Here is a 26,888-nt window from a genome sequence, read left to right on the forward strand (position 1 = left end):
CTGTTTTTTTACCATGAAACATCAGATCCTTATCCTATTATCAGGTTTAATTTTTTGTTGCTGTCATCAGGAAGAGACGGATGGGCCTGCTTTGGAATTGAGCAGCCTGACCATAGGAGAGCTGGAAGTTCCGGGGAATGAGCCCCTGACAGACGTTCCTTTGGATCAGCCCATTCACCTTCATTTCACCATTCCCCTTTCATCAAATTCCGTTTCCGGAAACCTGGAGTTAACAGATATGGATTCCGGTGATGAAGTACCATTTAATACCAATTTTCTGAATGAACGCCGGACCATCAGGTTGCTCCCGGTAGGACTGCTGAAACAGGGCACTACCTACAAGCTGCAAATCCATTCAGGATTAACCGGTGAGAATGGACAGACTTACCCGGGTAGCGAGTGGGTATTTACTACCCTCTTAGGGTCTGTTTCGGTGCAGTCTTTTAGCCTTCTGGGGGCAGATCACCTTGGTGCCAGGCACTGGGTAGGAGCAAGACGGGATTTTCAACTGGACCTTCATTTTTCCAGTAAGGTAGTATTGCGGGAGGAATCTATCCGGCTGGAGGAAAAGGGAGAAGGCGAGCTCCCTGTAAAGGTAAGCCATGTAAAGGATTCAGTGCATTACCAAATTCAGTCCTCGGCCCCCTTAAATGGTTTGAGACAGTTTACTTTTTCTTTTGCTGCCGCTCAGGGTTTCCAGAGTGAGATTGAAGTAGAAGGATTTGAACTCATTTTTTATTCCGAGGGCACAGATGAACCGAAGTTCCCGTTGCTGGATGAAAATACCCTGCTGGATAAGGTTCAATCTCAGACCTTTCGGTATTTCTGGGACTTTGCCCATCCCCAGAGTGGCATGGCCAGGGAAAGAAGCAGCTCAGGAGATCTGGTAACCACCGGTGGTTCCGGCTTTGGGCTCATGGCCCTTGTGGTCGGCATGGAGAGGGGCTATATCAGTCGGAAACAGGGAACTGACAGGCTATCCAAAATACTGAATTTCCTTCAGCAGGCGGATCGTTTTCATGGAGTCTGGCCCCATTGGCTGAATGGCAATACCGGAAAGACCATTCCTTTCAGTAGTCTGGACAATGGAGGTGACCTGGTGGAAACAGCCTTGTTAATGCAAGGCCTATTGACTGTGCGCAGCTATCTGGATAGCAGCCAGGCCGGGGAGAAAATACTTCGGGATCAAATTACTCAGCTTTGGGAGGAAGTAGAATGGGATTGGTATACCAGGGGAGGGCAGAACCAACTATTCTGGCATTGGTCAGCAGACCTGGGTTGGGCCATGAACCTGCCTGTTTCGGGATATAACGAAGCTTTGATTGTCTATGTACTGGCAGCTGCCTCCCCAACCTATCCGATAGAGGCAGCAGTCTATCACGAAGGTTGGGCCAGGAATGGAGCCATACAAAATGGACAATCCTACAACGGATTCGTCCTTCCTCTCGGACAGGAAAGGGGGGGACCCCTGTTTTTTGCCCATTATTCTTTTTTAGGGCTGGATCCCAGAAATTTGGTGGACCGCTACGCCAATTATTGGGAACAAAACCGAAGGCATAGCCTGATCAACAGGGCCCATTGCATCCAAAATCCCCTTTCCTATGTTGGGTACGGGGAGCAGTCCTGGGGTTTAACGGCAAGTGATAATCCGGATGGCTATGCTGCGCACTCACCTACCCGGGACCTGGGCGTGATTACCCCAACAGCGGCCCTGTCTTCAATGCCCTATACCCCAGAGGAATCAATGGAAGCCCTGGAGTTTTTTTATTATCAACTGGGGGACAGGCTCTGGGGAGAAATGGGCTTTTTGGATGCATTTGATCTTACCAGTCAGTGGTTTGCAACCGATTTCCTGGCCATAGATCAGGGACCAATTTTGTTAATGATTGAGAATTACCGTACAGGTTTGCTTTGGAATCATTTTATGCAAAATGAAGAAATAGATTCCGGCCTGGAAAAACTGGAATTTACCTACGAATAACTCTAAATGCTGAATCATGAAATTACTTACCTATTGCTCGATATTGATCCTGTTGTTAAATGGGTATTCCTGCATGCAAAAATCTGGTACCGGCAAAGGAATTGAAACAAAGGCATATGACCGGCACGTGGAATTGAGTTGGCATCCTGAGGCAGGGGCTGAGAAATACACCGTGTACGTCAGGAAGGAAGATGGGAACTATTCCAGGCGAGCCGAATTGACCGACACCCTATACCTGGACTTTGTAAATGATTTGGGAAAAAATCTGGGTTTGCATTATAAAATTGAAGCCCAGATGGAGGAAGGCACGCACCTCATCGGAGAGGCAGCGGTAGAAACTCGGACCATGAGTGAGGAGGAGTTGTTGGACATGGTTCAATATTATACTTTCCGCTATTTTTGGGAGGGGGCTGAACCTAATTCCGGCATGGCCCGGGAGAGAATTCATATGGACGGAGTATATCCGCAAAATGACCAACAGGTGGTCACCACGGGAGGTACCGGCTTTGGACTCTTTGCCTTGCTTGCCGGCTTGGACCGGGAGTGGATCAGTAAAGAAGAAGGTTTGGCCCGGTTTGAAAAGATAGTGGATTTTTTGGCCAATGCTGACCGGTTTCACGGTATATGGTCCCATTGGATTAATGGAGAGACTGGCAAAGTCAAACCCTTCGGACAGGATGATGATGGGGCAGATCTGGTCGAATCTGCTTTTTTGATGCAAGGTTTGCTTGCTGTAAGGGAATATTACCGGGAGGGCAGTGAGAGGGAGCAAAGCCTGGCTGACAAAATTGATGTCTTGTGGAAGGAAATGGAATGGGACTGGCACACCCAGGGAGGGCAAGATGTATTGTATTGGCATTGGTCTCCCAATTTTGGCTGGCAAAAGGACTTCGCTATCCGGGGCTATGATGAATGTCTGATCACCTATGTGCTGGCAGCTTCTTCCCCAACCCATGCCGTTTCGGAGCAGGTGTATCACCAGGGATGGGCACGTGGGGGAGCTATTCAAAACAAGGGTGCAGCTTATGGTTATGCCCTTCCCCTGGTACACAATGGGTCTCCGGAATACGGAGGTCCTTTGTTTTGGGCACATTATTCCTATCTGGGCTTGAACCCAAAAGGATTAAAAGATAACTATGCGGATTATTGGGAGCATAACCGTAACCACAGCCTGATCAACCGGCAGTGGTGCCTGGAGAATGAAGCTGGGTTTAAAGGTTATGGAGAGGATTTATGGGGGCTTACTGCCAGTTATTCCACCAATGGCTATGCTGCGCACCGGCCAGGAAATGATAGGGGAGTCATATCACCCACTGCCGCCCTTTCATCTATGCCCTATACCCCTGAAGAAAGCAAAAAAGTCCTGAAAAACCTTTATTACAATTATGGAGAAAAAACCTTTGGCCGGTATGGGTTTTATGATGCCCTGAGTCCTGAAGAGGGCTGGTATCCCAAAAGGTACCTGGCCATAGATCAGGGCCCCATTGTTGCCATGATTGAAAATTATCGCTCCGGTTTGGGCTGGAATTTGTTTATGCAGGCGCCCGAAGTTCAGGAGGGCTTGAAAAAACTGGGCTTTGTCACGTCAGATTAAAGTAAGCTCAATAAGAAGGCAAGAAATATTTTGGGTGGTATCAAGGGTAAGCTTCAAATTGTATTGTATATTCAAACCGGTTTACGCATTAGAAATGCTTGGATGGCCTGAATTGGCTTTGGCACCGGTCACTGTTTTGTAGTTCTCAATTATACCCTGGCCTTGCGCTGCCTGTGCTTTCAAACTGGCTGGTTTTATTGCCAATAAAGACCCCAAAACATGGCCTGATGCATGGTATTTGTTCCATATAGTTAGCTTTATCCGTTTGACACCAACTTCCAAACCTACATTTCTGGCCTCCCTGCTGGCTTGCCTGATTTTTTTGCTGATGGCATTCAGTTTTCCGGTAGGATTTAAAGCATGGATAGAGGAAGCCGCAAGCTTTACCCTGGATTATTTTGGTACCTATTACCTTTACCTGGGCTTGCTAATGGTTTTGGCTTTGATGGGTATCGCTGTATCTCCCCTGGGGAAATACAAATTGGGTGAAGGGCCGGTGGCCTATGGCTGGTTCTCATGGGCAGCCATGCTCTACAGCACAGGAATGGGTGCCGGGCTGATGTTAAGAGCCATTCAGGAACCAGTATTTTACTATACTCAAGCCCCTAGGGCTTCTGCACTTTCCCCGGAAATATTTGCTTTGGAATATACTTTTTTCCATTGGGGGCTGACGCCCTGGGCATTTTATGGCATGTTTGGCCTGATCATAGGGTTTCTTGTATATGGAAAGGGAAGGTTGATGCTCAGTTCTTCTGTATTGCATGGGAAATACCACCGACCCTGGTTGATTGTACCCATTGATGTGATCACCATCATCAGCACCTTGTTTGGAGTGGTAGGGGCCGTGGGATTGGGTAGCAGGCAATTGCTGGCAGGATTCAGAGAACTCTTTGGTATGCTGGATGTCAATTACACCAATAATGCATATGTAGTGGTTTTTCTTGGATCTCTGGCCACGCTTTCAGCTTTTACCGGATTGAGCAATGGGATCCGCAATTTATCCCGATTCAATATTCTCCTGGCCTTGTTTTTAATGGTCTTTACCTGGTTGGCAGGAGATGTGTTGGGTGTATTTGGTAACTTTTATGCGGCCCTTGCAAGCTATCTGAAGGACTTTCTTCCTATGAGTATTAATTTTGGCGCCATGAAAGTCGCACAGGACTTTCTGATGGACTGGACTTTTTTTTATTGGGCATTCTGGCTTTCCTGGGCTCCCTTTACAGGGGTTTTCATTGCCAGAATTTCAAAGGGCAGAAGCTTTCGTGAATTTATCTTTGGCGTTTTACTGGTGCCTTCTCTGGGAACATTTTTCTGGTTTACGGTTTTCGGCACCCAGGCTTTTGAATTGATTGGTAACCCGGAAGCTTATGAAGGGCAGTTTGATTCCCTTTACGGGTCCATCTTTGTTTTCTTTGATAGTCTGCCACAGGCAGGATTAATTAAATTGCTGGGCTTGATCCTGGTGTTTACCTTTCTGATTACATCCATAGATTCTGCCATTTATGTGCTGGGGATTTTTGCCGATAATGGAAACATGGAACCCAAAAGGAGAAACCTGCTGGGTTGGGGGGTGATCCTAGTACTGTTTACCGTGGCTACCATTTTTGTTGGCAAGGAGCAGTTGTTGGAATCCATTAGCCAAATGCTGGTATTGATGGCTTTGCCATTTAGTTGGGTTTACCTGCTGATGATCAGCAGTTTTCTTTTTATCTTGTTTCAAAAAAAGTAGCATGCCTGTACGGATGAATGGTATAGTGGCCATAGGGATACTTGTAATGGGTATTTCCTGTGACTCAATTATAAATGAAAAACACCTGGCCCGCTATGAAGGAGACAGGCATCGAGGTGTGTGTTGGGTTGGCAGCAGGGAGCCATTGCAGGGCGGGGAGATGATAAAGTTGTCCAGGACAGGTGCCAGTCACATTTCCCAAACCCCGTTTGGTTGGCAGGCCCATACGACAGATCCATCCATCAGGTGGGAAACCCATTCCGATAAAATGTGGTGGGGTGAGAGCAGTGATGGCCTTAATACCACCATTGACACAGCCCAATCACTGGGACTTACAAGCATTTTAAAACCCCACCTATGGGTAAGGGGATCCTGGCCCGGAGAAATTTCCATGAATAATGAGTCGGATTGGAAGAAATGGTTTGGGCAGTATAAGGCTTTCATCGTTTATTATGCCAGACTTGCTGAAGAAAGAAAACTTCCCTTGCTGTGTATAGGTACAGAGTTGGAGAAAACCAGTGAACGGGAAAATGACTGGCGGGAGATTATCACCGCTGTTAAGGAGGTTTATTCCGGAAAACTGACCTATGCTGCAAATTTCACGGAGTATGAATCGGTAAAGTTTTGGGATGCCCTGGACTATATCGGCATTCAGGCTTATTTTCCACTTTCAGTAGGTGAAGATCCTACCTTGAATCAATTGCGACAGGGCTGGGAAAAAATTTTACCCAAGCTGGAGAAAATAAACCACCTTTACCAAAAACCAATTTTATTTACCGAGTTGGGTTATTGTAACACCCTCGATGCGGCAGATTCTCCCTGGGTTTGGCCCCGGGAAAGGAAAAATGCCATATTGTCTGAGGAAATGCAGGCCCGATGCTATACCGCATTTTTTGAATCTGTCTGGCACCAACCTTGGTTTCAGGGCGTTTATTTTTGGAAATGGTATCCTGAATCCAGGAATGCCAGCCCTGATTTTACCCCACAAAATAGATTGGCAGAACAAGTCATGCAAAGGTATTTTTTACAGCCAATTCCCGGAGGATAAGGCTGATTTCGTTACATCGGAATTGAACCAGAAACTTATCCCTGCTTGTTGTCTAATATTTTTGCCATCGGTGATGTTTTACGGTTTTTGTAGCCATGCAGCATGGCAATAAAAAACAACATGGCTGCCAGCACAACAGATAAAATGCCAATGGAAGGCAAGGCCTCCCACTGCTTCATACCTATGGCCACAAAGCCCCAAACCCCTACCAAAGCTGCTTCACGCATGTTTCGCAGGTAGGTTAATCCTGTATAAATCAGGCTGGCTACGATTAAAATCAGCCCTGCCCAGGTGCCTTCAGACCAGGTTTCCGCTAAAAAGCCACTGTTTTGTATCCATACAGAAATATTCAAAACCGTAGCCAGGATAATCCATCCGGTATAGATACAAATGGGCCACCACACCCAAAAAATGACCTGCAGGGGAGCGTCATCGAGTTCCAGGCGAAGTCGGATAACCAAACGTATCAGGGCCAATAGCAGGAGGGAGATCAGTAGGGTGGACAAAAGAATATATTCCGAAGTCCAGGCCAAGATCCAGCATGCATTGAAGATGTTAGCCAGCGTTAACCAAAGGCCTGTGGGGATTATAGAAACTGAAGGCTTTCCGGAGTAATAAGTGTACCACTGATAAATTACAAAAGCGATCAGGCCCAGGTAAATCAAACCCCAGATGGAAAAGGCATAAGCTGCAGGTGTGATAATGGTGGGATACAAACTACTGATTTCTCCTACACTTTTACCGAGATACGCTCCCGTGCCTCCCAGATAGTTGACGAATAACGTGATGATCAGACTTAAACTATTGATTAAAAGTAAATGGAATGGTTTCATGCTTAAGTGGATTTTGGTTGCTCCTGTTTATCAGGATAATGTTTCTGATTTTTTTATGGCACGGTAGGTTCTCCTCCTCAGCAAAGGGAGGCTTCTGGCATAGTAAAGGCCCATAAGTAAAACCCCCATACTTCCAAACAACAAGGTACGTGGTGCACCGATCCAGTCTGTCAGCAGTCCTATTATAAAGCTTCCCAGGGAAAGTGCACCCATAAACATCATGATATAAAAACTCAGCACCCTGCCTCGTTTTTCTTCCGGTGCAATGGTTTGCAGTAAAGTGTTGGAACCAGTGAAAATAATCACCCTTCCCAGACCTGTGGTTACCAAGGCCAGTAAAGATACCCATAAAATGGTACTGAATGAAAAAACAGCCAGCCCCAAACCAAAGGTTATCGTTCCAAGAAGAATCAATTTATCCAGGCCCACCACATTGTTTCTGGCGCCCACAAAAAACGCTCCCAATAATGAGCCGATTCCTACCGCACTGGTCATGTACCCAAAGATGACGGCATCTCCCAGAAATACCTCAGCCGCAACCACGGGGAGGATTACCATATATGAGACGCCGATCAAGGTAACTCCTGCTACAAAAAGGATCAGGAAGCGTATGTGTTTGGTTTTGACGGCAAATACAGCACCCTCCCTAAATTCCTTCCTGAAATTTTTTACCGGGTTTCTTTTGCCCGAGGGCTGGTACCGGATAAAAGTAAAAATCACGACTACGGCCACACTTGCCCCCGCATATAACAGAAAACAATACCCTTCCCCAATTATGGGTATCAGTATTCCCGCCAGTGCAGGTCCCACAATTCTGGCTGTATTGAAAAGGGAGGAATTCAAGGCAATGGCGTTGGTCAGGTAGCTTTTATTTTCTACCAGGTCATTGACAAAGGCATGCCTGGAAGGCATTTCCATTCCACTTACCAGGCCAAAGACTATTTCCAAAACCAACAAGGTTTGAAAATTTATGTTGTCACTGATGGTCAGAATGGCCAAAACTATGGCATTCAGGGCTATGATGGATTGACAGACCATTAATAGGCGGTGCTTGTTGTACCGATCTGCCAGTACCCCCGCCACCGTAGAGAACAGAAATGCTGAAATTTCTCTTGAGAAGGATACCAGACCCAAAAGCAATGCAGATCCGGTTAGCCGGTATACCAGCCAGCCAACCGCCACCTGTTTCATCATATTGCCCAGGTTGGAAAAGGCCTGTCCGGTGAAGAAATAACGGTAGTTGGCAGATGACAGGGATTTAAAAATGAGCATGGCTACGAACCTGTTGTTAATACAAAGCCAATCTCCTCACTAAAAGGATTCCATTGTTAGTTCAGACCGGCTGAATTAACAATGGATTTTTATTCCTTTTGGTTTCAATGATCTGCCAAACTGGTAGAATTTTTAACAAAATTTTCCCAATCTCCAAAAGCCTCTTCCTTCATTACTCTTGGAAATTTTACCTGGCCGCCTTTCTTCTTTTGTTTTTCATTGTAGGCGATAAAGGTGGCAGCAGGAATAATTTTAGCCTCTATGGATTTCAAAGCTTTGTTTCTTGCCACTTTATAATTTTTGTTGTTTGCTTGCAGGGATTGATCTAAAAACGCTGTTAATTCTTCCTCATTGGCTTCTCCTGATTCTTTTCCCAGGTACCAGCGATGCAGGTATTCCCCATTTTCACGAACCGCACTGACCGTATATTCCGGAATGGTGATGTTGAATTTTTCCTGGACAGCTTCCATGGCCTGGTCCATTTGATGCACGCTGAGTTGACTACCTACCACATTCAGGAAGAATTTTGTCCTACCGGTAATCTTTATCTCAGCCCTTTCTTTGTCAGTAAAGGATACCGTATCACCTATCATGTATCTCCAGGCACCGGCCACGGTAGAAATGACCAGAATATAATCCTTATCTTCTTCCACTTCTGCGATGGTCAATGCTTTTGCTCTGGGATGTATGGCACCTGAATCATCCATGTTTTCCGGCTCAAAAGGTACAAATTCGAAAAATATACCATTATCTAAAACCAGTGCCATCGCATCGGTATCGGGCCTTCCCTGGAAGGCCAGGAAGCCTTCTGAAGCCAGGTAGGTGTCTATGTATATCAATGGATGGGCCAGGTTTTTTTCAAAACTTTTTCTGTGGGGTTCAAATGCCACACCTCCGGGGGTATAGACCGCAAGATTTGGCCAGATATCATGGATATTATCGACCCCATGGTAGGAAATGACCCTTTTCATCATCAGCTCTATCCAGGATGGAATGCCTGAGATGCTACCAATGTCCCAGTCTTTGGCCACTGCGGCAATTTTTTCTATCCTTTCGTCCCAATCTTCAATGGCAGAAATTTCCGGGCCCGGTTTATAGAAATTGTTAAACCAAAAAGGTATCTGGCTCGCACTGATGCCGCTGATCTCTCCCTCCAGAAAACCTTCGTTTTCTTTTAATTCGGTGGAGCTTCCAAGCATCATGATCTGCCTTTCAAAAAAGTCTGAGGGAAGGTCATATTTGGAAAGGGTCATGATTTGCTGTATGCCTGCCTTCCTAATGGAATCCAACATGTCATCGGTGACCGGGATGTATTTGCTGTTGCTGGTGGTTCCTGAGCTGACTGCAAAATAACGGTTGGTGCCGGGCCAGGTAATGTCTTCATGGCCTTCCCTGATTTTTTTCCACCACTGATCATAAAGGCTATCATAATCATGGAAGGGTACCTTTTGTTGGAAATTTAATATGGCATCCTTGGATTTAGTTATGTTTTTAAATCCATGGTACTTCCCAAAGGCGGTGTCTTTGGCCTTATCCAATAATTCCTGTAGTACTTTTAGTTGTTTTTCTTCAGGCCTGGATTCGGAATTTAGTTTATCACCTAAATCAATGGCTCTTTTTATTAGTTCTCCAATTACGGGCATGATTTTATAATATATTGTTGCATGTAAAAGTCTGATTACATAAGCTACAATTATCAGACCACTTTAGTTTGGTAGATAATTTACTGAAAATAGGGCTTTTAATAAGGATATAATTGCAGTCCTGCTAATTTTTCTTTACATTTTCATAACCATAAATACGATCGACAAATGCAATATTTACAACATCACTACAAAACTAGCCCTTTTCTCACTTCGCTGTTTACCTTGCTGGCAGCGGTGTTGTTACCGGTAGCAATACATCTGGCTCCTCCCATTCAGGGAGTTCCTATTGGTGCCCTATTTTTGCCTATGTTTTATGTTCCCCTCATCGCCTTGATTTTGTTTGGGAAAACCCCGGCACTGGCTGCGGCTGTACTTTCTCCGGCCTTAAATTTCCTAATATCCGGCAATGACCAATGGTCGCTGATGATTCTACTGACTGTAGAATTGACTGTTTTCACCTTCTCTATTGGCTATTTAAGAGAAAAAATGAGTAATTTCTGGTCCATTATTTTGTCGATATTGCTGGCAAAGGGCATAGGGGCCGCCCTGCTTCTCGGCTTGGGTTTATTACCGCAAACACCTATCGATTATTTTATCCAATCGCTAGGGAGGGGCTGGCCAGGGATAATTGTCCTGGTAATCCTGGGTTTTGTCATGCAGGGAAAGCAAGAAAAATCAGAATAAACGTAACAACAATTTTATGCTTTAATGAAAACACAGATGCAGGAAAAAATTGACATAACCTTTGATGCCATCAGTGAGGCTTTATATGCTTTTGATTTTCCTGAAATTGACCTGGTGTTAGGCATAGGTCGGGGAGGAATTTTTCCTGCCTGTATGATTGCCCATCAGCTTGGCGTAGCCATGAAAATAATTCGGGCCAGCCACAGAAATGACCACAATGAGCCCATCCATGACCCCCCGGAGATTCTGGGTGATTTTAACTGGGATTTTTTCAGTTACCCACGTATCCTGGTTGTGGATGATGTGGCCGTTACCGGCAAAACCCTGGCTTTAATCAAGGACAAATTGTGCCATAATGAGGTACATACCTTTGTATTGAAAGGTACCGCAGACATGGTTTTGTTTCCGAAAGTAAAATCATGTGTCAACTGGCCCTGGCTAAACAATGTAGAGGAATGAAAAACCGATTTCTCTACGGAGTATTTTGCCTACTACTTGGTCTGAGTGGTTCCTTATCAGCCCAGGAAACAGATACTTTGGGTTTGGATCAGGTGGTAGTAACGGGTACACGAATGGCAAAGTTGGCATCCCAGGTTACATCCAGTATTTCTGTCATTGACAAAAGCAATTTGAAGGAATCCGGACACATCAATGTACTTCCGGCCCTGGTTCGCCATGTTCCGGGATTGATGCTCAATGAACGTTCCCTGGTAGGCTTCGGAGTAGGTCCGGGTTCAGGAGGAAATATTTCCATCAGGGGGATCAGTGGTACACCCAACAATAGAATTCTGGTATTGATAGACGGGCAGCCACAATTTATGGGGATTTTTTCTCATCCCATTGCTGATGCTTATCATAGTTCCGATATTGAAAGGGTAGAGGTGATTAGGGGAGCTGCCTCCGTGTTATATGGAAGCAATGCCATGGGAGGAGCCATTAACCTGATCACAGATAAGGGGAATGAGGAGGGCTGGTCAGGAAACCTGCAGGCAGGTATGGGTAGTTTCGGTACCCGCAGCTATACCGGGAGGGTAAATTATGAAAAAGGAAAATGGCAATCCTTGCTTTCTGTCAATAGCAGTAAAACAGATGGATACAGGGATGATGCCAATGACAGCTTTGAAAACAATGCCCTTTTTTACAAACTGAATTATCAGGCGAAGGAGGATATTCGCATCGCTGCTGATTTTCAATTGTCCGATGCCATTTATTTTCATCCGGGAACTTTGTCATCCCCCTTATCTGATGATCGAAGGGATTATTTGCGGGGAAGGGTTGCCTTAGGGTTGGAAAATCAGGGAGATAAAATTTCAGGGGCAGCCCTTTTTTACCACAACTTTGGTGAACACCAATTTACCAGCGGATTTGAGTCCACAGATTCAAACCAGGGAATTAATTTTTATCAGAATCTCCACCTGATACCCGGGCAGACCATTACCCTGGGCGTTGACCACAGTCGATTTGGGGGGGAAGCCATCAATGAGAGCCTTCCACCGCAGGCAGCTGCAGGTTTGGATGTTTCCCACCGGATCAATCAAACCGATGTTTATTTACAAATCCAGCAGTCCTTGTGGGAAAAATTACATGTAAACCTGGGGGTCAGGGAAATCAATAATTCCCAATTTGGAAAATCAACGGTTCCTCGCTTTGGCCTTTCCTATGAAATAAACCAAAGGAACCTGCTCAAAATTTCATCGGCTAAGGCTTTTAGAAGCCCATCAGTTGTAGACTTGTATTTGTTTCCACCTGCCAATGATGAGTTGAATCCAGAGACCATGTGGAACCATGAACTGGGCCTGACCCATGTTTTGCCTGACCAGCACTTGGAGATGGAAGTGGTAGTGTATTACACCAAAGGGGATAACCTGATTCAGTTGGACCCTTCCACTGCTCCACCGCGTAACAGAAATACTGGTGCATTCAAGAATAAGGGTATTGAAAGTCAGGTCCGGTACAGGCCTGTGGGAATGTTTCATTTGGTTTTTAACTACAATTACCTGGATGGAACGGACAACGTATTGTTTGCTCCTAAACATCACCTCAATATGCAAGCCAGTACAAATTTTGGAAAATTATCAGTAGTACCTTTTGTTCAACAAATTTTTGGATTGAATAATAGTCTGGGTACTGAAAGCAACTCGATTGATTACACCTTATTGAATATGAACTTAACGTATCAGTTGATAGAAGAGGTAAAATTTTATGTGTTGGCCAACAACCTATTGGACACTTCCTATCAAATGGAAAGTGGCTATCCCATGCCAGGAATAAATATTACTGCAGGAATCAATGTTGAATTTTAACCCAAAGAAATCATGAATTCAGGAAATGAAAAAAACAGGCGATCCTTCTTAAAGTCATTGGCAAGCCTGACAGCCGGCATCATGTTACCCATGAGTTTTTCAGAAGCTAATGAAGTCCCGGAATACATGCAAACGAAAATGGGAAAATTTGTTTTGAAAGATAAATGGGGCGAGTTACTACCTCAAAGAAAATTTGGAAGTACCGGAGAGGCGGTAACCATGCTTGGTCTGGGAGGAGCCCATATTGCCAGGATGTCTGAAATGGAGGCTGAAAAAACCATTGAAACAGCCATTGCAGGTGGAATAAGGTTTTTTGATAATGCAGAATCTTATGGAAATGGGACAGGTGAAAGGAGGTATGGGCAATTCCTTACGCCGAAATACCGGGATGTTGCTTTTATTCAAAGTAAATCCACCGCAAGAAACGGCAAGACGGCCGAGGCACACCTGGAAGGAACCCTGAAACGCATGAAAACGGACTATTTGGATTTGTGGTTAATACATGCTGTTACCAGCCCCGGAGATGTGGACGGAAGGATTCAGAATGGTGTATTGGAGGTGGTGAGGAAAGCTCAGGAAAGTGGAAAGGTGAGATATGTTGGTTTTTCGGGTCATTCGGATTACAATGCCCACCTCCGTATGTTGGAAAGAACCGATCTCTTGCAGGCCTGTCAAATGCCAATCAATGCATTCGACCCGAATTACAAGAGTTTTATTAACAATGTGATGCCCAAACTGGTAGAAATGAAAATGGCTCCCATGGCCATGAAGACCCTGGCCAACGGTGGCTTTTTTGGAGGTACCTCTCATTTCAACCATGGGGATAAGCCAAAAATCATCCCCCATGCATTAACCGTTGAGGAGGCCGTCCACTTCTCCTGGTCTTTGCCCATCAGTGTTTTGATTACCGGTGCCGATAATGCTGAAATGCTGAAAGAAAAAATAGGATTTGCCAAGAATTTCAAGGCTTTTGATACGGCCACCCGGAACAAGTTAGTTGAAAAAGTGGCTGGTTTTGACGGGAATTTGGTAGAGTATTATAAAGTTTGATTGAGCTGAAAATTTTAGAGTGCCTTTTCTACAGGCAACGAAAGTTTCCCCTCAGCTCGATTTTTGAGAAATAAAACCACAGGTCGGTTTTAACGATTGCTGTTAAAATTTTATTGAATGGCTGTTGGAACATTTCTAAAGCGTTTCCAGAGAGCGGTCAGGGTTAACTCTGACACAATGTGCCAGATGCCCCACCAGCCTGCAATGATTGACTTGCCACCCAGGCCGTCGAAATAATTGAAAATCAATACCAAGGCAAGCCCTGAATTTTGAATGTCGTTTCAATGGTAAGTGTTTTGGTATATAAATTTCCAAATTCGATCCACCCTTCGGGCCAGGGATAAGTTTTTTTAACTATTCAAAAGCAAAATTTCAATGATAAGTTAAATTTTTATAAATTTGACCATTGAAAATTTTGGATCAACCATTCAAATTCCCGGTTTAGCTAATTTTAAATCGTTCAATTTTAGATTCATAGTAAAGGGCTAGAAATAGGGGTTTCAATATTAATCAATCTTTTAAAACGAAAGAATAGACAACTACATTATGAAAAAAATCAAAGTAGGTATCAATGGATTTGGCAGAATTGGAAGACTTGTTTTCAGGGCTGCCCAGGAAAGAGATGATATTCAGATTGTTGGTATCAATGACCTGATCGATGTGGACTACATCGCCTATATGCTAAAATATGATTCCACTCATGGACAATTTAAGGGTGATATAGCTGTAGAAAATGGCCAATTAGTGGTTAATGGAAATGCTATCCGGGTAACATCTGAAAAGAATCCCGCTGATTTGAAGTGGTCCGACGTGGGTGCCGAGATAGTAGTAGAATCCACCGGTTTATTCCTTACCAAGGAAAGTGCCAAAGGCCACATAGAAGCCGGAGCGAAAAAGGTGGTCATGTCTGCACCCTCCAAAGATGATACCCCCATGTTTGTAATGGGAGTGAATGAATCTTCCTATACTTCTGATATGACCTTTGTTTCAAATGCATCTTGTACCACCAATTGCCTGGCCCCATTGGCCAAAGTTGTCAATGACAATTGGGGAATCGAAGAAGGTTTGATGACTACGGTGCATGCAACCACTGCTACTCAGAAAACAGTGGACGGACCTTCAGCCAAAGACTGGAGAGGTGGAAGAGGCGCCGGACAAAACATCATCCCTTCCTCTACAGGAGCAGCAAAAGCCGTTGGTAAGGTTATTCCTGAATTGAACGGAAAATTGACCGGTATGGCCTTCAGGGTACCTACTCCGGATGTGTCTGTGGTAGATTTGACCGTTAGGCTTTCAAAAGGAGCTACTTACGAAGAAATTTGTGCCAAAATGAAGGAATCTGCCGAAGGTGATTTGAAAGGCATTTTGGGATACACAGAAGATGCAGTGGTTTCCAATGATTTTATTGGAGATGCCCGTACTTCCATTTTTGATGCCGGTGCCGGTATTCAGCTTAGTGATAAGTTTGTGAAGCTGGTGGCCTGGTATGACAACGAATGGGGCTATTCCAATAAAGTAGTGGACCTGGTCAGTTATATTGCCAATAAATAATATTGGCATTGACATAGATGAATAGGGTTGAAGTTTCCTTCAGCCCTATTTTTTTTGTCCTGTTTCGTAACTTTTGACCCATTCTTCCATGGTTATTTTTTCCATCAACTGCCCTATCAGTTCATAGGGGATCTTATCTACTTGCCTGAACCGGATACAACTTTTCCCCATATCCAGTTTCCTGCTGCTATATTTGGGATATTCCTCCCTGAACCAGTTCAATAGTGCCTCATTGGCGTACAATCCCAGGTGGTAGAGGGCGATGTAGTTTTTCTGATTGGCCAGGTTCACAAAGGGTAAGGGCAGCTTAGGATCTACATGGTAACCTTTGGGATATTTATCCAAGGGGACCACATAGCCAATCATTCCATAGCTGATGGTTTCTTCAAAACCTTCAGGAATATGATCGATAATGGTTTGTCTCAATTTTTCGAAGGCTTTTTTTCTGTCTTCAGGAATCGTTTCCAGGTATGCGGCGATGTCTACAGGAGAATGGGACATATTCAATTGATTATATGGGTTTAACGTGTATTTTTTTCTGCGTTGAGTTCAATGGCTTTTAGAGGTCATTCAGTATTTCAAGGGTTGTGCGATGCAAAATGGGAGCCGTTTCCGGCCCCAGAGAGTTGATTTCTCCGTATGGGGCTTTGTCCCTTCCATAGGTGAAAGGTGGGGATTCATCCCACTGACTTTTTGGGACAATATAACCGATCATATCATTCGACATGCCACTAAAAAAACGATATTTACCGGGCATTTGACTCCTGATTGCCGGTACTTCTACCGGTTCAATTCCAAAATCACCCCCATTCGGGGAGGCTACTCCACCATTTAATATTTCAGGATAAAGCTCACCGGGAATATGAACAAAAGAAGCAGGGCCAATTTTCCAGGCATTGACCTCCGACCTGACCTTTCCCCATTGGACAAAACCCCGGTCAAAAACGCCCACAAAAGCTGCCAATCTGAATAACTTGTTGCTCATTGGCAAGGTTACCGTTTTGGCCCTTAGGGAAAGGGAACCTTCAGAAATGCTGTCCATCCCCCTGGCCATGGTTTCAAAAGTGATTTTGGCCAGAGACTTTCCCTGGGCATCAATCTTTTGAACCGAGGCGGCTTGGATCGTTTCCCCAGAAAAAGGGTCGGTTATCGGATCATTTGGGCGGGTGGTCATTAAGCCACCCAGGGCACCGTTTAGAAAGATCGCCACACCACCTAGTCCCTGATGTACAACGGAATCTTCCAATTGAATACCCTCCTCCATGTAGTGCCTCCAGTAATGTGGAAAATCAGAACTGATCAGGGTGTTATCAGACCAAAGGGTTTCGGGATGATTGCCCCAATTCAGCAGCATTCCGAGGGTTTTTTCCGATTCTATTTCCACCACCTGCATCAGGCGGATGCCGGCATCCAACACTATTGGTTCCCGGCTATCACCCACCAAATGGGAAGCGTCCTGCTCATTGATAGCAAATTTAAGTTTGGCAGGCTTAAGGTTTTGGCAGGCGGAAAGAACAGCCTTTTCTATCCCATCAAAAACCTCCTGCTGGTATCCCTTATTTACTCCTCTTGTAAAAGGCCCCGGTCCCCACATGCCCATCATGTCAGGGGAAGAGTGAACATGGGTACTACTGATGATCAGGTGGTCCAGATCGGTTATTTTCAAGAGCTTTTTTCTGAGGCTGATGACTTCATCATTGCCAAAGCCAATCATATCAATGACACAAAGACCTAATTTGGTGTGGCCATCATCCAAAACCATACTCCTTGCCCATAAGGGATCGTTTATACCGCTCGCAGGTTTATTTTGGTGGAAACCTGCTATCCAGATGGGATCAAATTTCCCATTTTTGTTGAGATCGTTGTACTTATCCCCATCAGCCTCATTGAATCTCGCATCTCCATTGGCATCGGTCCAGGTATCAAAGTTTACCGGACTGATATCTATTTTGGCAAAACCGGCATGCAGGTTGGCAACCTGCTTATTTTTAATGGAAAGGTCCAGCTGATATCCTTTATGCCTGTCCCTGAACTGGTAAGCTCCGTAAATAAGCAGTACCAGCAGGCAAAATGCAATAATGGACAAGGTGTATTTAATTCCTGTTTTCATTGATAGAGTTTATTCCTGATACCTCCGTTTCATCAAATTGGTTTTGAATAAAATATGGATACTCATTTTTTTTAGTTTCAATGAAAGGGGAGAGGATCAAAACTTTTAATTTTCTTTTCAATTCATTAATATAGTTAAAAATTCGTTAGATAAAACAATTAAACCGATCCATACGCCATTCCATTTATGGGTTTTAATCGTTTTAGCCTATTTATATAAAGGATAGTAGATGGGGGAGTTTAAACCGTCAATACTCCAATTATGCTGACTTTAACCTTGACCCAAAATATTTCAGACATTAATGAATAGAAGAAAATTTGTAAAATCCGGCTTGCTGATGTCCTTGTCAGTGCGCTATGCCCCAAAATGGATATCTTCTCCATCTTTCAAAGAACCTGTACCCATAACCAAAGGTCCGGAAGGCCATTGGTTTGGTTATTATGACAAATGGCAGGTGGATCCCACAGGCCGATATGCTTTGGGTTGCAGGGTGGAATTTGAAGGGCGATCTCCCCGAGTGACGGATAAACTGGAAGTAGGATTGATTGACCTGGAAAATGACAACCACTGGAAAAAGATTGGGGAGTCAGGTGCCTGGAGTTGGCAACAATCCTGCATGTTGCAATGGATCCCGGGATCTTCACAGGAGGTGATCTGGAATGACATGGAAAAAGGTAGGTATGTAAGCCGGGTGTTTCATGTTGGACAAGAGCGCATGCGCACCCTCCCTCAACCCATCTATGCCCTGGCACCCAACGGCTCCTTTGCCGTAGGAACTGCCTTTAACAGGATACAGCACTTGCGACCGGGATATGGCTATGCAGGGATACCGGACCCTTATCAACAAATAAAAGCGCCAGACGGAATAGGACTTTACACCATGGATTTAAAAACCGGAGATACTACCCATCTTCTGAGTTTGGAAGACCTGGCTTCCCGACCCCATTTGGGAAGCCAGGTCACGGACAATTATCATTGGTTTAACCACCTTCTGGTTAGCCCTGATTCCCGGCGTTTGCTGTTTTTACACCGGTGGCGGCCTGAAATACTTGAAAATCAAGTCATGGCCAGAACCGGCTTTGTCACCCGGATGATTACCGTGGATACAAATGGCGATGATCTTTATATAGCCGACCCTTCAGGAAACTCCTCTCATTTTGTGTGGAAGGACCCAAGCCATATTTTTGTCTGGACCAAACCTATTGGTAAACAAGCAGGATTTTGGTTGCTCAGGGACAAAACGCAAGAAATGGAACTCATTGGGGAGGAGTCCATGAATAGAAATGGACACAATACCTATGTGCCCCATACCCAGGAGGAATGGGTGTTGAATGATACCTATCCGGACAAAGACAGAAACATTACCCTTTACCTTTACCACATACCCAGCGATAAAAAGGTCATATTAGGAAAATTTCATTCTCCCGGGCGTTTTACCGGAGAGTGGCGCTGTGACCTGCATCCCCGCTGTGATCAGCAAGGTAAGCGGGTGTTTTTTGATTCCACCCATGAAGGCAGCAGGCAGATGTACTACCTGGATATCTCAGATATTGTAGGCACCTGATGGCTCATACATGGCTTTTTCCTACTCCTTCCATCAATCCCCTGATGTACCCTATGGCATATAGTGTTCCAATGGTACTGTACCCTGGTTTTTCATTGCTATCTCCTGCCATGGTGGGTACATGATCCGGACGGATGGGACCCTTGAATTTGATGTCATATAAGGCTTTCATGGCGGCATACATATCGGTTTTCCCTTCATCATGAAAGGTCTCCTCAAAATTGTTTTTATCCCCTTTCACATCCCTGAAATGTACAAAATGGATGGAATGCTTATTTCCAAAATACCGAATGGCAGCAGGTATATCCACACCACTGCTCAAATTACCCATAGAGGCAAAACTTCCCTGACAAAAGGTAATGCCATTAAAAAAGCTGGGATACATGTCCAATAAGCGTTTGAAGGCATCTACGGATGTCATGATTCTCGGAATTCCCTGAATATGCGAGACTGGTGGATCATCCGGGTGGAGTGCCAATTTAATTTCATATTTTTCAGCTTCCGGAACAACCGCATCCAAAAAGTACTGGAGGTTTTCCCACATCTGGTCATGAGTCAATTCACCATAAGTAGTGATCCTGGGCTTATCCCTTATGTCTTCCACATCAAATGCACTCACCAGGGCACCACCCCTGCCGGGTCTGTCCATCACCGTTCTCGCCCAACTAATGACCGGCATCCAATTGTAACAAATGGTATCAATCCCTTCCAGGGAAAGGTTTTTCATCAAAGTTATGAAATTGGAAATTTCCTCATCTCTTCCTTGAAGGCCTAATTTTGTCTTCGTTCCCAAAGAAGGAGGACCTTCGATGACCGTTAAGGCAAGGCCTTCTTTTTCCCAGGCTTTCTTTACTCCTTTGATCACTTCCCTTGACCAGGGTTTTTGTTGGTTTAAGCCGGCCATTCCGGGATTGATTCCTCCCACCGCGCCCAATACATCCATTTGTCTGGCCAGGGCTGTTTTTTGTTCCTCTATGCCCCAAAAATACGCCAGGCAAAGTTTCATGCCCAGGTCTCTCAGGTATCCTTCCGTTTGGGCTACTTGCCTTGGGGAAAAACTTAACGGACCAGTAAGACCTATTCCGGCCAAACCACCGGCTTTTTTCAGGAACCTCCTTCTGTCGCTACTCATGGGCTAATCCATAAAGCTGACTTGCGAAATCCATGTACCGCTCCCAATCATAGGGCGTGAGATTGTGTTTGCCTTCCCGGATATGATGTCCTGCATAGGGTAAATGCAGCGGAGATTCCACTTCCGGCAGACCGGAGGGTAAGGTACCATCCATCTGATAAATCTCACGGTGTACCCTTGTGCCCAGAAGCAGGGAAAGGTACTCCCCTTTGGGGTCTGCCCATTGATCCTCGGATGCGCTGGCTACGTATACTGCTCTGGGAGCTGTAGCAGCAATAAGCATGTGCTGATCCAGGGGTAGCAGCTCTTCCCGGTCATTGTACCGGTCGAAATTATCAGTAAACCAATAGGGAAAATTGGTATTGATGCGCCTGACTGTTTCTCCAAACCTCCTTCTGGACAAGGCTGCACCGCCACAACCGGAATCATTGGATATGGTAATGGCCCATCGGGTATCCTGAGCTCCGGTCCAGAGGGAAGCTTTCCCACCTCTGGAATGCCCGACTACAGCTGCTTTTTTGGCATCAATTTGAGGATCTGTTTCAAAATAGTCCATGGCCCTCATGGCACCCCATGCCCAGGCACCCAGACCCCTCATTCCATTTTCCATTGTGAGCTGTTCAGGGTACAAGGTTTGAAGGATATCTTCCTGGAAGGTATCGTTGTTGTCGTCGGAGACATCCTTCACATGAAAAGTAGCAGCTGCAAACCCCCTTTCGATGATGTTCTCCGCAGGCCAAAATCCCATTTTTACTTTGCGTGTGGGGTCAATATTCTCCGGATCACGGTGATTGATCAAAAGAAATACAGGAGTTGGTTTGGGAGCCATATTGGGAATAAAAAGAATAAGCCTCATGGTGATTGATTGCCCATTGCGTTGCACCCGGATGTCAATTTCCTTTAAATGCGCCTTTCCTTCCATGGCTTCCTTGTCTTCGGAAGCAAGGCTGAAGCTGAGATCATCCATGCTTTCCGGAACTTGTCCGTATACATGATCCTCAAACAGGCGCAGTATCTCTTCTCTTCTTTGGTGTTCCCAATCCTGAATAGATGAAATAACCGCACCCTGCTGTGATACAAATAGATCGGGAAGGGAATATTCCGGAACCCTGGACTCGTCGTAATTGAATTCCTCCTGGGCAAAGGTGCCGGAGAAATGGAAAGTTAGAAGGCTAAGGGCAAGAAAAGCTTTACAATACATAGGTTTCAAAATGTTGGGTCTATATGACGTGCAATATAAAAAAACCTGCCAAATTAGAGGAAAGTATTTCCCGTAATTTGACAGGGTCTAGCGAAATAAAGCTTTTGGTAATATTATTTTTTGGTGGTAATTAAAATCACACCGTTTTTGGCTTTTTCCCCGTACAAATTGACCTGATTACTCTTCAAAACTGAAACGGATTCAATGTTTTCCGGTTTGGTTTGGCTTAGGAAATGCTGATCAGTTTGAATCACACCATCCAGGATGTATAAAGGATCCTTGGTGGAATCAATTGTTTCAGACTGTTGGGGCTCAGCATAACTTATTTTATTCATCCCATTTTCCTTCAAGGCCTTTTGGACTTCTTGTACAGTTCCCATTTTCACCCCTTCAGAGGCATAAAAGACAACTTCTACCTTTTCCGGTTCCCATTGATGGTACCTGATCATACTGGCGATAACTTGGGTAAGTCCGATATTCAAGGGAAGCGTAACCCCATTAAAATTGATATAGTCTTTATTGATGATCCTCAGGGGAAGCTTTTGGGTCAAAGGCGGAAGTTCGGGTCTGAATTTACTTTTGCCACCACCCATGTAGCCGTTTACGGTAACCTCCTCTCCATACTTTTCCTTTTGGGACGGAGGAAGGGACTGTTCTTTCCCACGAAGCTGGAAAGTAACCGGCAACAAGACCAGGTATTCATTTTTGGATTTGACAGGTTCCAATGCAGGCAAATCTTTCAGCACCTCAAGCAGGATGTCCTGGGTGGCCGGTGATGGGCTTTCTAGTATATGATAGTCGGTTACCTTTCCCGTCTTATCTGCTCTTAGTTGAACCAAAACAGTGCCTATGTGATCGGTGTTGCTATCCCCAAAGGGAAAAGTAAGATGCTGTGCCAGGTATTTCATGGCAGCTTGACCCATGGCGATGGCCCCTGATTTCAAGTCGTTTGTATCCTTGCTTGCCATACTACCGTCCAGGAAAAAACTATTGGAAAGAAGGTTTCTTGTATTAAAGCTGGTGGTCGCAGGCAACTTCTGGGGCTTTGAGGCAGGTGTTGTGGTTGGGTGATTTGCCACGTGTCTGACAGTTTGGGTAGGGGAAACATACAGGTGGGTATGGACTACTACCGCCACAGATTCCCCATTATGCTGACCGGGATTCCATTGGGGGGCATGCTCGCTTTCTAAAGCCGTCAGTAGTTGTTGGTCTATAGGTTCAATCAAGCTTTTCTTAATGACGGGGTGCGTGATTTTACCTTCCTGGTCAACGATAAATTCCAGTACTACAGGTCCTGATGCTGCCTGAGATTGATGCTGCTGCCGGGGAATTTGAAGTTGCAGGTAATTGTACCAGCTTTCCCAACCTGTCGATGGCTCAGGTCTTTTTTCCACTTCATCGAAAGCATGTGCATTTTCATACTTTTTTACCAGGGTGGAATTATTTCTTAAAGATTCAATTAATTGCAGTATCCTTTGATAGTCGCTTTCATTATGTATTCCTGTAAATTCATAGGAGAGTTCTCCTAATTGGGCAACCAGCTGCTGGTTATCCAATATGCCAATGCTTTCGTAATGGATGGGGTTTTTTAGATTTTTAATCTTGATACCAACCTGAATGGAATCCTGGGCAGCCAATATCTGGTTCTTTAAAAATTGCATTGGTTGGGTTTTTACCTGATTGAGCAGGGTAATTCCCTTGTTGGTTTTCATGGATACCAATCCAAAAAGCATGAGCATCAATGGGAGCAGCATGAGCAATTTTAACCGATTGATTTTATGGGGTTTTTTCATCATCATGATTCTCTTTAAAGTTGTAGAACGGATAAAGTAATTGCCAATTGGCAGGTCTATTCCCTTAAAAGCCATTTTTACCAATAATCTGGGATATGATTCCTTATTGACTGTTTCTTTCAATACCCTTGCATCTGCCTGATATTCATGTAAGTCTATCAGGGCAAACCGCATTAAATGTATCATGGGGTTAAACCAAACCAGGATGCTGAGAAATTGATAATAAAGCACATCATAGGTGTGCTTTTGTTTGACATGTTCCAGCTCATGTTGTATGATTTGTGTTTTTTCCTTCTCACTCAGGTGTTCATTTTCATCCCAAAAAATCTTATCAAAAAAGGAAAAGACTGGAGCCATACCAAAGGTAGGTACCTTAAAGTAATTGTCTTTTAAAATATATTTGGTTTGATACCACCCTTTTTCCAATAATAGTCTCAACTGAAAATATTGCCAGATCAAGTTGGATAATAAAGCTAATAAAACGATAAGATATCCAAATAGGAGGTAATCTGTTATTTCCCAAAGTAAAGGCAATTTACTTCCGGTAACGGTAACTTCAGGAAGCCCAAAGGTACCGATGATCTCCTTATTTTGATCAGTTTGTATAGCTTTTAAAAACGCAGTATTCTCAAGAGAAATGCTTGGTTTATCAAAAGGCACCTGGATTTTTACCAAAGGAAAAGCTAAGGCTAAGAGCGGACTGAGCAATAAATAAAACCGGTTTAATAAAAACGTCTTTTCATTTTTTAGGAATACCCAGTACAACCCGTAGAAAAAAGCGAGACAAAATGTACTTTGCCAGATGTAATTGATCAAATTGGCCATATAAATTTAATTTGACTGTTTGGAAATTGGGTTAAATTTCAACTCTATTGGTAGTATGATATTTGAAACAAGGTGATACCTTTAAAGTCAATCCCCTCCTGTTGAATTTCCTCATTGATTAAGCTCAAGGATGAAGGTGATCTTTTTAGGATCTACTCCAGCCGCCGCAATTACTTGCAAATAAACTTAACCATTTAGTTTTTAATTTCCAAACGCATTTTCCTCTTTTTGAAAAATTTCTCAAAGATCAGAACGATTTAGCCAGGCTTTGGCATAAATATGCACCTGAGGTTTGGGGAAATGAAATCTCCGTAAACTTCCCTGAAATTACCTGGTAGTTTATTTAATAGATAGTAGAGAATAATCATTCAAGGGTTTATTTTTTGTTTTTCTTAGCTCGAATGCCTGACTGCCTGGCAGACAAGAAATCTCTGAACTTTAATAATTATCCTTGTATGTAACGATCTCGTCACGCGTCATATCTGCTTTTTCTAAATAACTTTTCTTAATAGCCAATCTTATTTTCTTCATTAAAAAGAATTAACAATTGACATATAACATATTTGGTATAGTATTTGTAAAAATTTATTTATATAATTAGTATCTTTGACAACTTTAGAAATTAATTCATCCAATAAATCTTAATTTAATATTTTATGTCAATTCAGGAGTTTTTAAACAAGCATTCAGATCTTTCCAAAACGGACACTGTCGTATATATGGAAGACGCTGATGGCAATGTATTTCATTCCATAGATGAAGCTCACAAAAAAGGAAAACATCCCTTTGTAACCAGAAATGTAAAAGATACAGCTCTGGCAGATCTCGGGGAACTGGGCTTACATTCAAAAGCTGAAGCCTCTAAATTTATTGCGCTAGTCCAGTTTATATATGGATTGGATAGTAAGGGAGAAAAGGCTACAGGTAGAGGACGAAGAACGTATTCCAGCCAGGAAAAGGCCAATATTCTTAGTGCCTGGAAAAAGGCGGAAGCTGAAGGAAAAACCAAGGCTGAATTCAGTAAGGAGAATGGTGTTACCTACCAGACCTTATTCAAGTGGATCAAGGAGTCTTGATATAGCTGCTACTACTTTTGGATCTTTTTTGTTTTGATCCAGAAGGGCCTGGCAAAAAAAAGCCCCCTAATTATATTAGGGGGCTTTTTTGTACACCCGGAAGGATTCGAACCCTCAACCCTCGGAGCCGAAATCCGATATTCTATCCAGTTGAACTACGGGTGCCTGCAAGCAATTATGCCGCAAAAATAGTAAATTTAATTCAGCCTTTCAGTACATTTTGAACTTTTTCTGCTGCTTCTTTTAAGGTAATGGCAGAAGTAACTTTTAAACCCGACTCGTCTATGATTTTAGCCCCTTCTTCAGCATTGGTACCTTGCAGCCTTACGATAATAGGAACCTGAATATCTCCAATAGACTTGTAGGCTTCCACCACACCTGTGGCGATTCTGTCACACCTTACGATTCCTCCAAAGACATTGATAAGAATGGCTTTTACCTTGGGGTCTTTTAATATGATCCTGAATCCTGCTTCTACGGTCTGCGCATTGGCTCCTCCACCTACATCCAGAAAGTTGGCAGGCTCCCCTCCTGATAGCTTGATCATGTCCATGGTAGCCATGGCCAGGCCAGCACCATTGACCATACAGCCTACGTTACCGTCTAATTTCACATAATTGAGTCCTGATTCTCCAGCCTCCACTTCCAGCGGATCTTCTTCGTCAAGATCTCGCATTTCTGAAAGTTTTTTGTTCCTGAAAAGTGCATTGTCATCCAGATTAACCTTGGCATCTACTGCCAAAATCTGGTCATCTGAGGTTTTTAATACCGGGTTGATTTCAAATTGTGAGGCATCAGTAGCGTCATACGCAGCATACAGGGCCATGATAAACTTGACCATTTCTTTAAAAGCATTGCCTTCGAGACCGAGTTGGAAAGCCACTTTCCTTGCCTGGTAAGGTTGTATGCCCAGGGATGGATCTACCCATTCCTTGATAATCTTTTCCGGATTGTGCTCGGCCACTTCTTCAATGTCTACTCCTCCTTCGGTGGAAGCCATGATTACATTGCTTCCGGTGGCCCGGTCTAACAAAATAGATAGATAATATTCTTTTGGTTCTGATTTGCCTGGATAATACACATCCTGTGCCACCAGAATTTTTTTAACGAACTTACCATCCTCCCCGGTTTGAATGGTTACCAGGGTGCCATTCAATATTTTCCCTGCTTTTTCAGGGACTTCATCCAGAGATTTGGCCAAAACTACTCCTCTGGAGCCGGTTTCTTTGATCTCTCCTTTACCCCTGCCACCGGCATGGATCTGGGCTTTCAGAACATACCAGGAAGTTCCTGTTTCCTCATTCAGTTTTTTTGCAGCTTCAGCGGCGGCTTCAGGGCTTTCGGCAACAATTCCTTCCTGAATTTTAACTCCGTAAGATTTTAAAACTTCCTTGGCTTGATATTCGTGTATATTCATTCTGATCAAAATTTTTGCCCGAAGTTAATGTCAATTGTCCGATAATTCAAGATTTAAGGATTGCTTTTTGGCGATTCAT

General features: G+C 44.1%; 20 protein-coding genes, 1 tRNA gene and 1 pseudogene. 11 read left to right on the forward strand and 11 right to left on the reverse strand.

All coding sequences use genetic code 11. The features are described from left to right. The first annotated feature begins 13 nt into the window (after positions 1 to 13). The 4 genes from GL182_RS08305 (at position 14) to GL182_RS08320 (ending at position 6,352) form a co-directional block, all read left to right on the forward strand. Positions 14 to 1,981, forward strand: a complete 1,968-nt coding sequence (locus GL182_RS08305) for a glucoamylase family protein (protein ID WP_163379208.1) — start codon at positions 14 to 16, stop codon at positions 1,979 to 1,981. A gap of 16 nt (positions 1,982 to 1,997) precedes the next feature. Further along, positions 1,998 to 3,575 carry a glucoamylase family protein gene (locus GL182_RS08310; RefSeq protein WP_205603611.1) on the forward strand — a complete coding sequence of 526 codons (1,578 nt, stop codon included), beginning with the start codon at positions 1,998 to 2,000 and terminating at the stop codon, positions 3,573 to 3,575. 265 nt (positions 3,576 to 3,840) lie between these two features. Then, positions 3,841 to 5,304, forward strand: coding sequence for a BCCT family transporter (locus GL182_RS08315; RefSeq protein ID WP_262889326.1), 1,464 nt, complete (start codon positions 3,841 to 3,843; stop codon positions 5,302 to 5,304). Between the two features lies 1 nt (position 5,305). Next, entirely contained in the window at positions 5,306 to 6,352 is a 1,047-nt protein-coding gene (locus tag GL182_RS08320; protein ID WP_240469744.1) for a glycoside hydrolase family 113, read from the forward strand. A gap of 35 nt (positions 6,353 to 6,387) precedes the next feature. Here GL182_RS08320 and GL182_RS08325 read toward each other — a convergent pair whose 3' ends face one another. The 3 genes from GL182_RS08325 to GL182_RS08335 form a co-directional block, all read right to left on the reverse strand. Then, positions 6,388 to 7,185 (reverse strand): hypothetical protein, encoded by a 798-nt coding sequence (locus GL182_RS08325; protein WP_163379209.1) that lies wholly within the window; start codon positions 7,183 to 7,185, stop codon positions 6,388 to 6,390. Between the two features lie 30 nt (positions 7,186 to 7,215). Beyond that, positions 7,216 to 8,457, reverse strand: coding sequence for an MFS transporter (locus GL182_RS08330; RefSeq protein ID WP_163379210.1), 1,242 nt, complete (start codon positions 8,455 to 8,457; stop codon positions 7,216 to 7,218). Positions 8,458 to 8,561: 104 nt separating this feature from the next. Beyond that, positions 8,562 to 10,100, reverse strand: a complete 1,539-nt coding sequence (locus GL182_RS08335) for a GH3 auxin-responsive promoter family protein (protein ID WP_163379211.1) — start codon at positions 10,098 to 10,100, stop codon at positions 8,562 to 8,564. Between the two features lie 168 nt (positions 10,101 to 10,268). Here GL182_RS08335 and GL182_RS08340 point away from each other — a divergent pair, with 168 nt between their 5' ends. From GL182_RS08340 to GL182_RS08355, 4 genes are read left to right on the forward strand one after another with little or no spacing between them, the layout of a single operon-like run. Continuing rightward, positions 10,269 to 10,787 carry a hypothetical protein gene (locus GL182_RS08340; RefSeq protein WP_163379212.1) on the forward strand — a complete coding sequence of 173 codons (519 nt, stop codon included), beginning with the start codon at positions 10,269 to 10,271 and terminating at the stop codon, positions 10,785 to 10,787. A gap of 24 nt (positions 10,788 to 10,811) precedes the next feature. After that, entirely contained in the window at positions 10,812 to 11,246 is a 435-nt protein-coding gene (locus GL182_RS08345; protein ID WP_163379213.1) for a phosphoribosyltransferase, read from the forward strand. Next, entirely contained in the window at positions 11,243 to 13,090 is a 1,848-nt protein-coding gene (locus GL182_RS08350; RefSeq protein ID WP_163379214.1) for a TonB-dependent receptor, read from the forward strand. The genes GL182_RS08345 and GL182_RS08350 overlap by 4 nt, the downstream gene beginning before the upstream one ends. Before the next feature lie 12 nt (positions 13,091 to 13,102). Then, positions 13,103 to 14,140 (forward strand): aldo/keto reductase, encoded by a 1,038-nt coding sequence (locus tag GL182_RS08355; protein WP_163379215.1) that lies wholly within the window; start codon positions 13,103 to 13,105, stop codon positions 14,138 to 14,140. Between the two features lie 110 nt (positions 14,141 to 14,250). On the opposite strand, the pseudogene GL182_RS24220 reads toward GL182_RS08355, so the two are convergent. Further along, positions 14,251 to 14,441, reverse strand: a pseudogene (locus GL182_RS24220) (bile acid:sodium symporter family protein); the annotation flags it as partial. 245 nt (positions 14,442 to 14,686) lie between these two features. Between GL182_RS24220 and gap the strand changes: the two are divergent. Continuing rightward, positions 14,687 to 15,691, forward strand: a complete 1,005-nt coding sequence (gene gap, locus GL182_RS08360) for a type I glyceraldehyde-3-phosphate dehydrogenase (RefSeq protein ID WP_163379216.1) — start codon at positions 14,687 to 14,689, stop codon at positions 15,689 to 15,691. 45 nt (positions 15,692 to 15,736) lie between these two features. Here the strand turns inward: gap and GL182_RS08365 are convergent, their stop codons facing one another. Next, on the reverse strand, positions 15,737 to 16,192 hold the full coding sequence (locus GL182_RS08365) for a DUF1801 domain-containing protein (RefSeq protein ID WP_163379217.1): 456 nt from the start codon (positions 16,190 to 16,192) through the stop codon (positions 15,737 to 15,739). Between the two features lie 58 nt (positions 16,193 to 16,250). Continuing rightward, the gene (locus GL182_RS08370) at positions 16,251 to 17,801 is read right to left on the reverse strand and encodes a neutral/alkaline non-lysosomal ceramidase N-terminal domain-containing protein (protein WP_163379218.1); all 1,551 of its coding nucleotides are present in this window, start codon (positions 17,799 to 17,801) and stop codon (positions 16,251 to 16,253) included. Between the two features lie 301 nt (positions 17,802 to 18,102). On the opposite strand from GL182_RS08370, the gene GL182_RS08375 reads away from it, so the two are divergent. After that, complete coding sequence (locus tag GL182_RS08375) at positions 18,103 to 19,365, forward strand: hypothetical protein (RefSeq protein ID WP_163379219.1); 1,263 nt, start codon at positions 18,103 to 18,105, stop codon at positions 19,363 to 19,365. A 4-nt stretch (positions 19,366 to 19,369) separates the two neighbouring features. Here the strand turns inward: GL182_RS08375 and GL182_RS08380 are convergent, their stop codons facing one another. From GL182_RS08380 to GL182_RS08390, 3 genes are all read right to left on the reverse strand, one after another. Further along, a complete protein-coding gene (locus tag GL182_RS08380) occupies positions 19,370 to 20,497 on the reverse strand; it encodes a mannonate dehydratase (RefSeq protein WP_163379220.1) in 1,128 nt (375 codons plus the stop codon). Continuing rightward, entirely contained in the window at positions 20,490 to 21,698 is a 1,209-nt protein-coding gene (locus tag GL182_RS08385) for an alpha/beta hydrolase family protein (protein ID WP_163379221.1), read from the reverse strand. The genes GL182_RS08380 and GL182_RS08385 overlap by 8 nt, the downstream gene beginning before the upstream one ends. Before the next feature lie 113 nt (positions 21,699 to 21,811). Next, on the reverse strand, positions 21,812 to 24,316 hold the full coding sequence (locus GL182_RS08390; protein WP_163379222.1) for a M56 family metallopeptidase: 2,505 nt from the start codon (positions 24,314 to 24,316) through the stop codon (positions 21,812 to 21,814). A gap of 656 nt (positions 24,317 to 24,972) precedes the next feature. On the opposite strand from GL182_RS08390, the gene GL182_RS08395 reads away from it, so the two are divergent. Continuing rightward, positions 24,973 to 25,392, forward strand: a complete 420-nt coding sequence (locus GL182_RS08395) for a hypothetical protein (RefSeq protein ID WP_163379223.1) — start codon at positions 24,973 to 24,975, stop codon at positions 25,390 to 25,392. 91 nt (positions 25,393 to 25,483) lie between these two features. Here the strand turns inward: GL182_RS08395 and GL182_RS08400 are convergent. Next, positions 25,484 to 25,557 (reverse strand) — tRNA-Arg (locus tag GL182_RS08400). Positions 25,558 to 25,594: 37 nt separating this feature from the next. Next, the gene (gene sucC, locus GL182_RS08405; protein WP_163379224.1) at positions 25,595 to 26,809 is read right to left on the reverse strand and encodes an ADP-forming succinate--CoA ligase subunit beta; all 1,215 of its coding nucleotides are present in this window, start codon (positions 26,807 to 26,809) and stop codon (positions 25,595 to 25,597) included. Positions 26,810 to 26,888: the final 79 nt, after the last annotated feature.

The sequence above is a fragment of the Cyclobacterium sp. SYSU L10401 genome, assembly GCF_010993705.1.
Classification (GTDB): domain Bacteria; phylum Bacteroidota; class Bacteroidia; order Cytophagales; family Cyclobacteriaceae; genus Cyclobacterium.